The sequence below is a fragment of the Candidatus Pelagibacter sp. HIMB1587 genome, from assembly GCF_052047775.1.
Lineage (GTDB): Bacteria > Pseudomonadota > Alphaproteobacteria > Pelagibacterales > Pelagibacteraceae > Pelagibacter.
On the sequence record NZ_JBNAJJ010000001.1, the window covers coordinates 554,736 to 569,641 of the forward strand.

General features: G+C 31.4%; 15 protein-coding genes. 2 read left to right on the plus strand and 13 right to left on the minus strand.

Annotated elements, in window-relative coordinates; genetic code table 11:
* Nucleotide 1: 1 nt before the first annotated feature.
* From ACTTBE_RS03160 to folE, 7 genes are all read right to left on the minus strand, one after another.
* Complete coding sequence (locus ACTTBE_RS03160; protein WP_440633565.1) at nucleotides 2-688, minus strand: AzlC family ABC transporter permease; 687 nt, start codon at nucleotides 686-688, stop codon at nucleotides 2-4.
* A gap of 14 nt (nucleotides 689-702) precedes the next feature.
* Complete coding sequence (locus ACTTBE_RS03165) at nucleotides 703-1,761, minus strand: ABC transporter ATP-binding protein (RefSeq protein ID WP_440677105.1); 1,059 nt, start codon at nucleotides 1,759-1,761, stop codon at nucleotides 703-705.
* Between the two features lies 1 nt (nucleotide 1,762).
* Nucleotides 1,763-3,373, minus strand: a complete 1,611-nt coding sequence (locus ACTTBE_RS03170; RefSeq protein WP_440677106.1) for an ABC transporter permease — start codon at nucleotides 3,371-3,373, stop codon at nucleotides 1,763-1,765.
* A gap of 72 nt (nucleotides 3,374-3,445) precedes the next feature.
* Nucleotides 3,446-4,465, minus strand: a complete 1,020-nt coding sequence (locus ACTTBE_RS03175) for an extracellular solute-binding protein (protein ID WP_440677107.1) — start codon at nucleotides 4,463-4,465, stop codon at nucleotides 3,446-3,448.
* Nucleotides 4,466-4,591: 126 nt separating this feature from the next.
* Nucleotides 4,592-5,479, minus strand: coding sequence for a LysR family transcriptional regulator (locus ACTTBE_RS03180; protein ID WP_440614153.1), 888 nt, complete (start codon nucleotides 5,477-5,479; stop codon nucleotides 4,592-4,594).
* The gene (locus ACTTBE_RS03185) at nucleotides 5,479-6,480 is read right to left on the minus strand and encodes an MDR family oxidoreductase (RefSeq protein ID WP_440677108.1); all 1,002 of its coding nucleotides are present in this window, start codon (nucleotides 6,478-6,480) and stop codon (nucleotides 5,479-5,481) included. The genes ACTTBE_RS03180 and ACTTBE_RS03185 overlap by 1 nt, the downstream gene beginning before the upstream one ends.
* A 1-nt stretch (nucleotide 6,481) precedes the next feature.
* Nucleotides 6,482-7,102, minus strand: a complete 621-nt coding sequence (gene folE, locus ACTTBE_RS03190; protein WP_075506136.1) for a GTP cyclohydrolase I FolE — start codon at nucleotides 7,100-7,102, stop codon at nucleotides 6,482-6,484.
* Nucleotides 7,103-7,178: 76 nt separating this feature from the next.
* Between folE and hisI the strand changes: the two genes are divergently transcribed.
* Together hisI and ACTTBE_RS03200 are read left to right on the plus strand one after the other, a co-directional pair.
* Nucleotides 7,179-7,646: a phosphoribosyl-AMP cyclohydrolase gene (hisI, locus tag ACTTBE_RS03195; protein WP_440677109.1), complete on the plus strand. Its 468-nt coding sequence runs from the start codon at nucleotides 7,179-7,181 to the stop codon at nucleotides 7,644-7,646.
* Nucleotides 7,646-8,020: a DUF2237 family protein gene (locus ACTTBE_RS03200; protein ID WP_072090395.1), complete on the plus strand. Its 375-nt coding sequence runs from the start codon at nucleotides 7,646-7,648 to the stop codon at nucleotides 8,018-8,020. Before hisI ends, ACTTBE_RS03200 begins: the two co-directional genes overlap by 1 nt.
* 1 nt (nucleotide 8,021) lies before the next feature.
* Here ACTTBE_RS03200 and ACTTBE_RS03205 read toward each other — a convergent pair whose 3' ends face one another.
* The 6 genes from ACTTBE_RS03205 to ACTTBE_RS03230 are packed head-to-tail and all read right to left on the minus strand — an operon-like array spanning nucleotide 8,022 to nucleotide 14,871.
* A complete protein-coding gene (locus ACTTBE_RS03205; RefSeq protein WP_440677110.1) occupies nucleotides 8,022-9,641 on the minus strand; it encodes an electron transfer flavoprotein-ubiquinone oxidoreductase in 1,620 nt (539 codons plus the stop codon).
* Between the two features lie 23 nt (nucleotides 9,642-9,664).
* Nucleotides 9,665-10,618 (minus strand): electron transfer flavoprotein subunit alpha/FixB family protein, encoded by a 954-nt coding sequence (locus tag ACTTBE_RS03210; RefSeq protein WP_440677111.1) that lies wholly within the window; start codon nucleotides 10,616-10,618, stop codon nucleotides 9,665-9,667.
* Nucleotides 10,618-11,367, minus strand: a complete 750-nt coding sequence (locus ACTTBE_RS03215; protein ID WP_440677112.1) for an electron transfer flavoprotein subunit beta/FixA family protein — start codon at nucleotides 11,365-11,367, stop codon at nucleotides 10,618-10,620. The genes ACTTBE_RS03210 and ACTTBE_RS03215 overlap by 1 nt, the downstream gene beginning before the upstream one ends.
* Nucleotides 11,367-13,799, minus strand: coding sequence for a GcvT family protein (locus ACTTBE_RS03220; protein ID WP_440656906.1), 2,433 nt, complete (start codon nucleotides 13,797-13,799; stop codon nucleotides 11,367-11,369). Before ACTTBE_RS03220 ends, ACTTBE_RS03215 begins: the two co-directional genes overlap by 1 nt.
* Before the next feature lie 57 nt (nucleotides 13,800-13,856).
* Nucleotides 13,857-14,330: a hypothetical protein gene (locus ACTTBE_RS03225; protein ID WP_440677113.1), complete on the minus strand. Its 474-nt coding sequence runs from the start codon at nucleotides 14,328-14,330 to the stop codon at nucleotides 13,857-13,859.
* A complete protein-coding gene (locus ACTTBE_RS03230) occupies nucleotides 14,302-14,871 on the minus strand; it encodes an NAD(P)H-dependent oxidoreductase (protein WP_440633576.1) in 570 nt (189 codons plus the stop codon). Before ACTTBE_RS03230 ends, ACTTBE_RS03225 begins: the two co-directional genes overlap by 29 nt.
* Nucleotides 14,872-14,906 lie beyond the last annotated feature (35 nt).

The window sequence follows — 14,906 nt, forward strand, 5'->3', positions numbered from 1 at the left end:
TTTATTTTTTTAACCTCAATATTAAAGCCGCAACAAACAAAGCGAGTATAGGTGAAATAATTATATAAGATCTAAATGGAGCATCATAAAATAATAACGAACTCAATCCACATACAATCATTACAATTAAGTGATCAATTTTTTTTAAATCTTGTATTATAATAGCTATAAAAGTAAGTGGTATTGCAAATTTTAATCCAAGTTCCTCTGGAACAAATGAACCTAAAATGATTCCTGACAATGTAGCAATTTGCCAACAAACCCACATCGTGCAACCTGTACCAATCAAATGATAATGTAAGTACTGCTCTGATTTATTTTTTTTAAAAAATTTATTAGATTCTGCAAAACCTTGGTCGACAATAATATAAGAGATTAACAATTTTTTTATTAATGATAATTTTTCTAAGTACTCTGATAAAACTGCTCCATATAAAAGATGTCTTGAATTAATAACACCGACAGATGTTGCTGCTACCAATCCAGATGCACCACCTGATAATAATTGTAAAAAAACAATTTGTGATGCACCACCAAAAATAATAATAGACATCGCATAAACTAATAATGGGTCAAATCCCAATTCAACACCGATAGCTCCACAAATTATTCCAAATGGGATCACCGACAACATATGTGGAGAAATATCCAGCATACCCCTAGTAAATAATTGTTTTTTTGTAAGCATTTATTTGGGTTCTATTAAAAACAAACTATGTGATCAATATTTATCGGACGTTTAATCCCAAATTTTTCATCAATTTCATGTTGGTGGACGTGATGCGAATGAACAAAAACAGGAATTAATAAATCACTACTAGTTTTTAGAGTATATATAAAATTTGTCCCCCTAAACTTTCTATCAACCACTTCTAATTTTAAATTGCTTTTATCATCATGTTCTAGATCTTCTGGCTGTAACAATAACTGTACTTTAGATCCTTTTGGATAATGTTTTGTAAAATTACCTTTGATTGTACCTAAATCATCATTTTCTAAAGTATTTTCATCAGTAACTTTTGCTGGAATTAATATTCCTCTGTTTAAAAAATTGACTACATCAACAGAATTTGGGAAGTGATAAACATTATAAGGATCATCAAATTGTTTAAGTTCTCCGTCTAAAATAATTCCGCATTTGTTACCTAGATAGAATGCTTCGTAAGAGTCGTGAGTAACAATTATTGTTGTAATTTTTAAGTCTTTTAAGATTTGCTTTAACTTTACCTGTATTTCTTCTTTAAAACTTTGATCTATATTCGACAAAGGTTCATCTAGTAGTAACAAATCAGGATTTGATAACAAAGATCTAGCTAAGGAGGCTCTTTGAGCTTCTCCAGAACTAATTTCATGAGGATATTTTTCTAAGATTTTTTCTAAATGAAGAAATTTCACTATTTCTTTAAAATTTAAACCTTTTTTCTTCTTTTTATTTCTCTCAGCACCAAAATTAATATTTTCCAAAACATTGTAGTGAGGAAATAGAGAGTTGTCTTGAAAAGCCAAAGATATATTTCTATCCTCAGGTTCAACATGGCTTTCTTTAGATGAAATAATTTTATTTTTTAAAATAATTTTACCATACTGAATTTTTTCAAGGCCAGCTATTGTTCTTAATATTGTAGTTTTTCCGATTCCAGAGGGACCTAGCAAACAAACTATATCTCCTTCATTTTCAATATTAAATGAAACATTGGTTACTTTATTTTTAGAGCTTGCAGCAAAAGTAACATTCTCAATTTCTAAAAAATTATTTCTCATTTTATTTATCTTTAAACATATACTTAGATGTAATTAAAATAAAAATACTTGCAATCATAATTAATAATAATGAAGGTGCAGCAGCAGCTTCTAGTAAATCTTGTGAAGCAAATATATAGGCTTGGGTGGCAAACGTTTCAAAATTAAAAGGACGCATAATTAATGTAATTGGTAATTCTTTGATTATTTCGATTGATAGCAATATAGCAATTAATAAGACTGAGTTTTTAAGATAAGGGATATGAATATTTAAAAAAGTTTTTAATTTTGAATAACCTAATAGATATGCACTCTCATCAATTGAATAATTAATTTTTAAATATCCAGATTTAATACCGTTGTTAGCTAAAGAATAAAATCGTACAAAATAAACAATTACTAAACCAAGTATAGATCCAATAAAAATTTGTTTTATATCAAAAAAATAAAATATATTTTCATCAAACCAAGAAATAAAAGTTATGAAAGCTACAGCTAATATTATTCCTGGTACTGCATAACCAGTAATTGAAAAAGTTGTTAAAATATTTAAAAACTTATTTTTACTAATTCTATTTCCATAATTTGATACGAAAGATAAAAATATTAAAACAAAACCTGATAAGAAAACTAAAATCAACGTGTTTGATAATAATTCAATAATATTTAGATCTATAAAATGTTTTGGAAATTTAATTGTCCAGTAAAGCATTTGCAAAACTGGAAATATAAAGCTTGCAAAAAATACAAATGAACAAAAAATAATTGCCATTAAAGATTTATAACCACTTAATTGTGTCAAATTTTTAGTTTTAATATTTCCTTTAGCAGGAGAATGGTACTGTGCTTTTTTTCTGGATAAGTTCTCTAAATAAAATAATCCAAATATAAAAATTAAAAGAAAAAAAGATATTCTATTTGCTAAAGCCAAATCATCAAAAGATATCCAAGCATCATAAATTCCAGTGGTTAAAGTCGATATTCCAAAAAAAGATACTGCACCAAAATCTGATAAAGTTTCCATAGCAACCAAAGATAATCCAGCAATAATTGCTGGTCTTGCCGATGGTAAAATAATGTTAAAAAATGTTTTTTTTGTCGAAAAACCAAGGTTTTTACCTAGTTCTAGCAAATTTTGAGACTGATAATGAAATGAAGTTCTTGTTAAAACATAAACATAACCGAATAATGAAAATGAAATTGAAATTGTAGCTCCTAGCATTCCATCAAATTTAGGCAAAACAGCATTATAATTTCTATCACCGAATAAGTTTTTCATAATTGAAAAAGCTGTTCCATAATTTTCAAAAAAAGCGGTTAATGAATATGCATAGATATAAGCTGGAACTGCAAAAGATAAAATCAACACCCATTTAAAAAAATTAACTCCAGGAAATTTATAAAACGAAACTAAATAAGCAGATCCTACACCGATTATAAAAGTTGTAATTAAAACTCCAATTACAAGAATTATTGAATTAGAAATATATTCAAACAAAAATGTGTTTTTAACTATTGATAAATACTCACTTGTTGGTTCAAAAAAACTAGTAAATACAGTTACAATTGGTATCGCAACTATAATAGAAATGAGCAAAGAGCTCAAAAACCAAATATTAATTTTATTACCCATTTTTAACGAAGTACTAATGGTATTAAGTAGGGTAATAAACTTTATACCAAAAGTACTTAGTGTTAACCTCTTTTATTTCCAACCAGACATCAACATTACTTCTAATGCATCAGCCTGATTTTTTTTATAGTCTCCAACTTTTGTTTTTAAATCCTGTTTAAAATTTTCACCCATTTTTTTTATAAGAGGGTGTGGTTCAACACCATCTATCATTGGGTATTCAAATGTATTGTTTACTATATGTTGTTGTGCTTCTTTTGTTAAAAGAAATTCTAGTAATTTTTTTGCATTTTCAGGATTAGGAGAATTTTTTAAAATACCTCCTCCACTTATATTCATATGTGTACCTCTATCATTTTGATTTGGAAAATAAGGTAATACCTTTTGAGCAGCTTCTTTTTGATCTTCTCCTTTTTGACCAGATAACATCAAAGCATAGTAATAAGTGTTTGCTATAGCCAAATCAGCTTCACCAGCAGCAACAGCTAAAATTTGAGCTCTATCATTTCCTTTAGGATTTCTTGCAAAATTTGAAACTAATTTTTTTGCCCATTCTAAAGTTTGTTCTTTATCATTATTTTTGATTAATGATGCAACAAGAGATTGATTGTAAATATTATTAGATTTTCTAATTACAATTTTTCCTTTCCATTTTGGATCTGACAAACTTTCATAAGTTGTCCCTTTTAAATCTTCTAAACTTACTCTTTCTGGTGAATAATAAATAATTCTTGCTCTTTTAGCGATACCCGTCCAATTATCAGATCTAAAGTTTGCTGGCACTGAAGCTTCGATCTGCGCTGACATAGAGTTCTGAAACATACCTTTTTCGTCAAATGCACCTAGTCTTCCAGCATCTGCTGTAATATACAAATCAGCTTTGGAGTCTTTTCCTTCTTCAGTAATTCTTTTTTGCAATGCTTTGTCTTTGCCTGAAACTACGTTAACTTTTATACCTGTTTTGTTCGTAAACTTTTCATACAACTGAATGTCAGAGTCGTAATGTCTTGCACTAAAAACATTTACTTCACCTGCTAAGCTCATTTTGGCAAAGAAAAATAAAATTAACGCTAGTAATGTTATTTTTTTCATTTGTTTCCTTTTCTTTACCCTAGTTTATTTGCGAATGAGAATTATTATCAATGCGAATGATTATCAATCGCATAAATTGACACATATTTCAATACTTTTTTTATTATTGTTAAATGTAGGAAATTTTTATTTCCAGTCGCCGATTTTGCTAAATAAGAAATTTCTAAATGCTTGAACTCTAGCAGTATTTTTTAATGACTGAGGGTAAACAAAGTGCGCTTCTGTTATAGGCCCTTCTACTTTCGGAAGTACTTTTATTACGTTGTTTGAATTTATCACTAAATATTCAGGAAGTGCCGCCAACCCTACACCAGATTCTACAGCTAACAAAAGACCCATTACACTATTTACCTTCATGATTGATTTTCTTTTTTTACCGTCATGCATTCCAATTTTTAATGCCCAATCTGGATTATAAACTGGAGAAGGTGCTCCTTTTCCAAACGAAATAAATTTATGTTTATTTAGATCGTTTATTGTTTTTGGCATTCCATTTTTTTCTAAGTACTTATTTGATCCATAAATATAATATTTAATATCAACTAGCTTTTTTTGAATATAATTAAGCTGTTTTGGTCTTCTCATGAAAATTCCAATATCAGCCTGTCTTGTACTTAGATCTAATTCTTTATCATCAAAGACTAGTTCAATCTCAATCTCTGGATTAAGTCTCATAAATTCTTGAATTCTAGGAGTTAACCAGTGAGTACCAAAACTTCTTACTGTTGTTATGGTTAATTTTCCTGTTGGTTTATTCTTCTGATCACCTAAAGATGTTTCAACTTCTTTCAACTTACTTATTACTTCATGTGCAGTTTTAAAAACATATTCACCGTTTTCTGTAAGAGTTAATCCTCTTGCATGTCTTTCAAAGAGTTGAACTTTCAAATCTTGCTCTAGAGACTGTATCTGTCTACTGATTGCAGATTGGCTAAGGTTTAAATTTACAGTAGCATTTGTAAAACTTCCAGCTTCTGCGACTGCATGAAAAATTTTTAATTTATCCCAATCCATTATTTATTTACATCCACTAATACTCTTCCAGAAATTTCACCTTTTAAAATTTTTGGATAAGTTTCAATTAGCTCCTCTAAACCTACTGTTAAAACAGATTTTTCAAGCAATTCAAAATCAATTAAATTTGATGCTTCACCCCACATAAATTCTCTTCTTTTTATACTGCAATTTGCAGAGTCCATTCCCCAAACCTTAATACCTCGTAACATAAAAGGAAGTAAATTGGTGTTAAGTTCATTACTATTAGCATTTCCACATACAGCTATAATTCCATTAGGCTTTGTTTGTGCAATTGCGTTTGCTAAAATTTTTCCTCCAACGGTATCTACTACTCCATCCCATAAACCTTTATCTATTGGTCTTGGGTCTTTATCAAATTCAGCTCTATTTATAATGTTTTTTGCACCTAAGGATTTTAAATAATCTGACTTACTATCTTTTCCAGATACTGCGGTTACATTGTATCCTAACTTTGTTAAAACCATTATTGCAACACTGCCAACACCTCCAGTTGCCCCTGTTACCAAAACATCATTAACTTTTTCTCCAAGCAAAATACTTTCTCTTGCTTGAATTGCAAAAGCACTCATTAAAGAAGTTAAGCCTGCTGTCCCTAAAATCATTGCCTGCTTGCTGCTTAAGTTATCAGGTTTTTTTACTAAGAAGTCTGCATTAACTTTTGCTATCTGAGAATAACCACCAAAAAATATTTCTCCAACTCTAAAACCAGTTAATATTACTTCGTCACCTGATTTAAATTTTGAATTTTCACTTTCAATTACTTTTCCTGAAAAATCTATTCCTGGTATGTGTGGATACTCTTTTACTAGTCTTCCACCATTCTTTAGAATCATTCCATCTTTAAAATTTAAATCAGAATATTCTACCTGAACAGTTACATCTCCATGTTTTAAAAAACTTCTATCTAAAGATTTTACTTCTTTAGAAAAATTTTCACCTTCTTGATTAAGAACTATTGCTTTGAATTGATCAGACACTTTAATCTTTTAGCGTAGTGCTAATAAATCGTAAATATCTATTTTGAAAACTTAAATCTTCTTTGAATTGACCTAAATAATAATTTGTTACCGTAGTTGCTTGTTCTTTTTTAATTCCTCTCATAGTCATACACTGATGAGTTGAATCTATTGTTACTGCAACACCTTTTGCATCTAATGATTCCATTAAAGTATTTGCAATTTGCATTGTAAGTCTTTCTTGAGTTTGAAGTCTTTTAGAAAATACTTCAACTACTCTTGCAAGTTTACTTAAACCTACAACTCTTTCTTTTGGAATATAAGCAACATGAGCTTTTCCAATAATTGGTGCCATATGATGTTCGCAATGACTTTGCACAGAAATATTTTTCTGGACAACCATGTCATCATATCCCTCTACATCACCAAAAGTTTTATCCAAAATTTTATCTGGATCTTCTTTGTAACCTTTAAAATATTCTTTAAATGCTTTAACAACTCTTTTTGGAGTTTCTAATAAACCTTCTCTATTTGGGTCTTCACCCATCCATGTTAAAATTGTTTTAAAAGCTTCTTCAGCATCTTTGTCTGAAACTTGCTTATTTTCATTTAACTTGTTGTCAGTGTCTTTTACTAATTTCATAGCGCCTTTTTATACAGTAATTACCTGATTTTAAAATATTTATTATATCTAGATATGTGCTACATAATCACATTCTATGTTCAAAAAAAGAGAAAATATCTACGATATCGAGGAAGGAAATCTTCTTTCACCAAAATTTGATAATGATGGCTTAATACCTGTCATTACAATGTGTTCAAAAACCAAAGATATTTTAATGCACGGCTATATGAATGTTGAGGCATTAAAAAAAACAATTGAAACCAAAGAAGCTCACTACTTTAGTAGATCTAGAAAAGCAATCTGGCACAAAGGTAAAACAAGTGGCTTTACTCAAAAAGTAACTGAGATCAGAATTGATGACGATCAAGACTCAATTTGGTTAACAGTTGATATAGGAGACGGTGCTAGTTGCCATGTTGGATACAGATCATGCTTTTATAGATCTATTCCTATGGGACCAATTGATAATGGACGTAAAGTAGAGATGGAATTTCTTGAAAATGAAAAAAAATTTGATCCTGAAGAAGTTTATAAAGGACAACCAAATCCTACTAAGATTTAATGAGTGAAAAACAAAAAAATGTTCTAGGCGAAGATCTAGAAGAATGCTCCAATGATCCATTAACAGGTTGGTTTCGTGATGGTTGTTGTAACACTGACGAGAATGATCATGGACTTCATACAGTTTGTGCTAAAGTTACTACCGAATGCTTAGAGTGGATGAAAGAAGCAGGTAACGATTTAATTACTCCACATCCTGAATTTGGGTTTCCAGGTTTAAAAGATGGAGATGGATGGTGTTTGTGTGCTAGTTGGTATGCAAGAGCAGTTGAAGCTGGTAAAGGATGTCCAATATTTCTAAAAAGAACCCACGAAAACACTCTTAAATATGTACCTATTGAAACTTTAAAAAAGTTTGCAATAGATTTGTCCTAATTTACATATTTCCATATCTTGGTCCACCACCACCTTCTGGTGTCACCCAATTTATGTTTTGTGAAGGTTCTTTAATATCGCAAGTTTTACAGTGAATACAATTTTGCGAATTAATTACAAACTTATTAACATCATTTTCTTTCTGCACTTCGTATACTCCAGCAGGACAATATCTTTGTGCAGGTTCATCAAATTTTTCTAAAGTGTATTTGATTGGTAAATCAGGATCTTTAAGTTGTAAGTGGACAGGTTGATTGTCAGCATGGTTAGTTCCTGTAAGATAAACTGAACTAGTTTTATCAAAAGTTATTACATTATCGTACTTTGGATAATCAATTTTGGGCATTTGACTTGCAGGTTTTAATGTTTCATGATCTGTATGTTTATGTTTAAGAGTGAACGGAAGCTTTCCTCTGAACAAAATTTGATCAATACCTGTAAAGATAATCCCCAAAATTAGTCCCCAACTAAAACTAGGTTTTACATTTCGAGCCTCAAATAATTCTTTATATAACCAACTTTTTTTAAATTTATCTTCATAATTAGATAAATCTTTATTTTCTTTTAAGTGTTCGTTGATAGTTTCAGCTGCTATCATTCCACTTTTCATTGCGGTATGGGAGCCTTTAATTTTAGGCATATTTAATGTACCGGCATCACATCCTACTAATAATGCACCTGGCATAAACATTTTAGGTAAACTTTGAAATCCTCCCTCGATTAATGCTCTTGCGCCATATGAAATTCTTTTTCCTCCCTCTATTATTTTTTTAATTGCTGGATGAGTTTTAAATCTTTGAAATTCATCATATGGAGATAAATGTGGATTTTTGTAATCCAATCCTATTACATAGCCTAAAAACACTTGTTTATTTTCAGCGTGATACATAAAGCTTCCACCGTAAGTATTGTTATCAAGTGGCCATCCAGCTGTATGCATTACTAGTCCTTCTTCATGATTTTTTTCTTCTATTTCCCAAATTTCCTTAAAACCAATTCCATATTGCTGAGGATCTTTTCCTTTACTTAGTTCAAATTTTTGAATTAATTGTTTTCCTAAATGACCTCTGCAACCTTCGGCAAAAACTGTTACTTTTCCTAAAAGCTCAATACCTGGTTCAAAGCTATCTTTTTTGTTACCCTCTTTATCTATACCCATATCTTGGGTAGCTACTCCTTTAACAGAGCCGTCATCGTTATATAAAATTTCACTTGCTGGAAAACCTGGAAAAATTTCTACACCCAAAGCTTCTGCTTGTTCAGCTAACCATCTACATAAGTTAGCTAAACTAATAATATAATTTTTATGATTTTGTTGAACTGCTGGCAAAAGCCAAGTTGGCCAACTTAAAGATTTTGTTTTTCCTAAAAATAAAAATTTTTCTTTTGTTACTTTGGTTTTAATTGGCGAGTTAAGTTCTCTCCAATTGGGTAATAACTCATCTAGAGCTCTTGTTTCAAAAACATTACCGCTCAAAATATGAGCTCCTATTTCTGAAGCTTTTTCAAGCAAACAAACGTTCAAATTTGAATCTAATTGTTTTAACTTAATTGCAGTCGCTAATCCTGATGGGCCACCACCAATGATTACAACATCATATTCCATAGATTCTCTAGACATAATCTAGTTTTTAACTGTAAGGATTATTTTTGTATAGTGTTTAATTTGTTCAGCTCTTCCATGAACTGAGGCAAGGCTTCAAAGAGATCTGCTTCAAGTCCGTAATCTGCGACACTGAAAATCGGAGCTTCACCATCTTTATTAATTGCAACTATAACTTTACTCTCTTTCATACCTGCTAAATGCTGAATTGCTCCTGATATTCCAACAGCTATGTATAAATCTGGCACAACAACTTTTCCAGTTTGTCCAACTTGATGATCGTTGCTTATATAACCTGCATCAACTGCAGCTCTTGATGCTCCAATAGCTGCTCCAAGCTTATCGGCAATTTCCGTAATTAATTTAAAGTTATCTCCACTTTGCATTCCTCTTCCACCTGATACAACAATTCTAGCTGTACCAAGTTCAGGTCTATCAGATTTAATTTCTTCTCTTTTTACAAATTTTGTATTTGAAAATTCTTCACCAGCATCAATTTTCTCAATTGGTGCTGAACCTCCTGAGCTTTCACAAGGTTCAAATGAAGTTGGTCTAATAGTTACACATTTTTTGGCATCATTACTTTTAACTGTTGCAAAAGCATTCCCAGCATAAATTGGTCTAACAAAAGTATCAGATGATATTACTTTTATGATGTCACTAACTTGTGAAGTATCAAGATGAGCTGCAATTCTTGGCATTAAATTTTTACCAAATGTATTTGCTGAACAAATGATATGAGAATAATTTTCTGCTAACTTAACAACAACTGGAGCAAAATTTTCTGCTGTGAAATTTTCATAGTGTGGTGCTTCCACACTTAACACTTTTTTAATTACTGGAAGTTCTGATAATTGTTTTGATGCCTCTGAACTATTATTTCCAATTATCACAGCATGAACTTCACTATCAATTTGTGAAGCAGCTGTAGCTGCATTTAATGTAAATGGTCTTAGCTCTTTATTGTTATGTTCTGCTATAAGTAAAACTGCCATTATATTACCTTTGCCTCATTTTTTAATTTTTGAACTAATTCTGCTACATTAGCCACTTTAATACCCGCTTTTCTTTTTGGTGGCTCTTCTACTTTAATTTGCTCTACTCTTGGAGAAGTATCAATACCTAGATCAGATACAGAAATTTCTTCAATTGGTTTTTTCTTCGCCTTCATAATGTTTGGAAGAGAAGCGTATCTTGGTTCATTTAATCTTAAATCACAAGTTACAATAGCAGGAACATTTATTTCAATTGTTTCAAGTCCCTCATCAATTTCTCTTGTAACTTCTAGTTTGTTATCTTTTACATCAATCTTTGATGCAAAAGTTGCTTGTGGCCAATTTAATAATGCACTCAACATTTGACCTGTTTGATTACAATCATCATCAATTGCTTGTTTTCCCATAAAAACTAAATCTGGTTTTTCTTTTTCAACAACTTTTTGTAAAATTTTTGAAACAGCTAATGGCTCTAGTATTCCATCTGCTTTTACATGAATTCCTCTATCTGCTCCAACTGCTAAAGCCTTTCTAACAGTTTCTTGAGCTTTTTCTTCACCTACAGTTATTGCAACCACTTCAGTTGCCTTTCCTGCTTCTTTAATTTTTACTGCCTCTTCGATTGCATTATCATCTGGTGGATTAGTTGACATTTTTACATTGTCTGTAACTACGCCAGTGCCATCTTCTTTAACTCTGATTTGAACGTTGTAATCAATAACTCTTTTTACTGCTACTAAAATTTTCATTAAGCTCTCAACAAATTATTTTCTGAATCGTATGGACTTTCATCTAAAACGGTAGCGTCATACATTTCACCCAATATATCAACTTGTAATTTGTCGCCCACATTAGAACAATCAGGTTTTACCATTGCAAGAGCTATTGATTTATCTAATCTAAATCCAAACTCACCACCTGTTGCTCTCCCAACCACCTTACCGTCTTTAAATATAGGATTATTTCCTAAAACATCTGCATCTTTAGTATTGTGAACTTCTAAAGTTACTAATTTATTATCAAAACCTTTTTCTCTCCATTTATTAAGTGCTTCTAAACCAATAAAGTTTCCTTTATTTGGATGAATAAATCTATCTAGTCCTGATTCATATGGAGAATATTCAATCGACAATTCTGTTCCAACTAATTTGTAAGATTTTTCTACTCTTAAACTATTCATTGCTCTGATACCAAATGGTTTAATTCCTAAATCTTTACCAGCTTCCATTAATTTATCAAAAATATGATTTTGATACTCGATTGGATGATGAAGTTCCCATCCAAGTTCACCAACAAAATTTACTCTCATGGCATTAACTGGTGCATATCCTACATTCACATTTTTTGCTGTAAGCCATTTAAAGTTTTCATTAGAAAAATCATCTGTTGAAACTTTTTGCATTAGTTGTCTTGCTTTAGGGCCAGCAACTACCAAGACACCTGTGCTATTTGTTAAATCTTCAAAAATTACAGATCCATCATCTGGCATCCATTTTTGAATCCAATCATGATCTAATCTTAAATTTGCTCCAGCTGATACTAAGTAATAACTATTCTCAGCTTCTTTCATAATTGTAAATTCTGAATGCACACCACCTTTGGTATTTAATGCGTGGCATAGATTTATTCTTCCAATCTTTTTTGGAAGCTTATTTGCAACTAAATAGTCTAAAAACTCTTCTGCTTTAGGTCCTCTTATTCTGCATTTTGCAAAGGCAGTCATATCTAAAAGACCAACATTTTCTTTTACGTTTTGACATTCCTTTTTAATTGCATCAAACCATTTTGATCTTCTAAACGACCAATCATCCTTTTGTTCCATTCCATCTGTTGCAAAAAAGTTAGGTCTTTCCCATCCAAATTTTTGTCCAAAAACTGCTCCTAAATTTTTCATTCTTTCGTAACACGGAGCTGTTCTTAAAGGTCTTGCTGCAGGTCTTTCTTCATCTGGATAGTGAACTATAAATACATGACTATAAGCTTCTTCATTTTTAGCCTTCAAATAAGATTTTGTTGCATAGTTTCCATATCGTCTTGGCTCAACACCCAACATATCAATTGTTGGTTCACCATCTACAATCCATTCAGCAAGTTGCCAACCAGCACCACCTGCTGCAGTTATTCCAAAACTATGACCTTCATTAATCCAAAAATTCTTAAGTCCCCAAGCAGGTCCAACAATTGGATTTCCATCAGGTGTATAACAAATTGCTCCATTATATACTTTCTTAACTCCAACTTCTCCGAAGGCCGGAACTCTATGTATTGCTCCTTCGATATGTGGAGCTAATCTATCTAAATCTTCTTGAAATAATTCGTATTCAGAATTCTTTGATGGTCCTTCTACATAACATGCTGGTGCACCATCTTCATAAGGTCCTAAAATTAATCCACCCGCTTCTTCTCTCATATACCATCTACTATCGCTATCTCTTAAAACTCCCATTTCTGGTAAACCGTCTTTTTTTCTTTGTTGAATTAAAGGATGAGGTTCAGTCACGATATATTGATGTTCAACAGGAATAACTGGAATATCTAACCCAACCATTTCACCAGTTTGTCTTGCAAAATTTCCAGAACAAGAAATTACATGTTCACACTCTATTGATCCTTTATCTGTTTCAACAATCCATCCATCTTTTGTTTGTCTCATTGATAGAACAGTTGTGTTTCTATAAATCTCTGCTCCCCTATTTCTTGCACCAGTGGCTAAAGCTTGTGTTAAATCTGCTGGTTGAATGTATCCATCTTCTGGGTGTTGAATTGCTCCAACTAAATCATCTGTATGACATAGAGGCCAAATTTCTTTTACTTGTTGTGGAGTTAAAAATTTTACATCTACCCCAATTGTTCGAGCTACACCTGCGTACTGATGGTATTCATCCATTCTATCTTTTGTACTTGCCAAACGAATATTTGAAACAACACTAAAGCCAACATTTTTTCCAGTTTCTTCTTCTAAAGTTTTATAAAGATTTACTGCATACTTATGTAGCTGACCTACAGAGTAACTCATATTAAACAACGGCAACAAACCTGCGGCATGCCAAGTTGAACCTGAAGTTAATTCTTTTCTCTCAACAAGGACTACATCAGACCAACCTTTTTTTGCTAAATGATAAAGAGCACTGACACCAACTACTCCACCACCAACTACTACGACTTTAGTTTTTGTTTTCATTTCGTGATTCCTACTAAATTTTTATTAGTAACGAAACAAAAATGTATCTGTGGATAATCAAATTGAGCTGCCGAGTGGAATTGGACTTGAGACCATTGTGGTCAACCAGCAATCTTTTAAAACTCCTTCGTCTGTATATTTTTCAACCTGCCAATTGAACTTGTGATAAATTTTGTCCTTATCTAAAATAATGACCTCAAATTGGGCCCATTTGTCACTACTGCCAAGCTCTGTAATAGTGTGGCTTAGATGATTAATCATCATTTTATAGGAGGCTCCTTTGATCATTCGCTTAAAATTACCTAGGGGACCTGTTACTCTTTTATTATTCGGGTGAGCAAAGATCCAGGTTTGCTCTATCCCTCTATCTTTATATTCTAAATCATTTTGTTTGAGACCATTAAGTTGAATTTCAACAACTTCTTTTGGAGTAATATTTTTGTTTGGGTTTATCAACTCTGAATATGAATAAACAGTGGTTAATAATAGAATTAATAAAGTGCTAAATATTATTCGCAGTTTTTCTAACATCTTCTAAGAACTCTTGTCTTTTTGAGTCGCTTACAAAAGGTACTGCAAAATATCTTCGATAGGTAATGTTATATATGCCACACATATGAAATACCCCTCTTTTAAGTCTTCTAATCGGTAAATTTAAAAAAAATGTAGTGATAGCTAGTCTTGGTGAACCATATGTGCAAAAAATTACCGCTTTCTTTTTTCTTAAATTACCAATTGGATAACCATAGTTTCCAACTAGTTGCTTAAATCTAAATGCCCATGGCGGTGCCAACACTTTATCAATCCATCCTTCAACAATTGCTGGCATTCTAAAATTCCATATTGGCGCAACTAATACAATTGTATCACACTCTTCTATTCTCTTACGATGATCTAAGACTTCAGCACTTGGGTCTTCTCCAGCAAATACAGGATCAAATTTTTCTTTGTATAAATCTACAACGTCTACTTTGTTACCTTTTAATTCGGAGTGTTTGATAAATTCATTTTTAATTGCTGCGTTAAATGAATTTTCATTATAATGACCGTAAACTAGGAAAATTTTTTTCATAATTTTTAATTAACAAAAAAAACCAAAAAAACTAT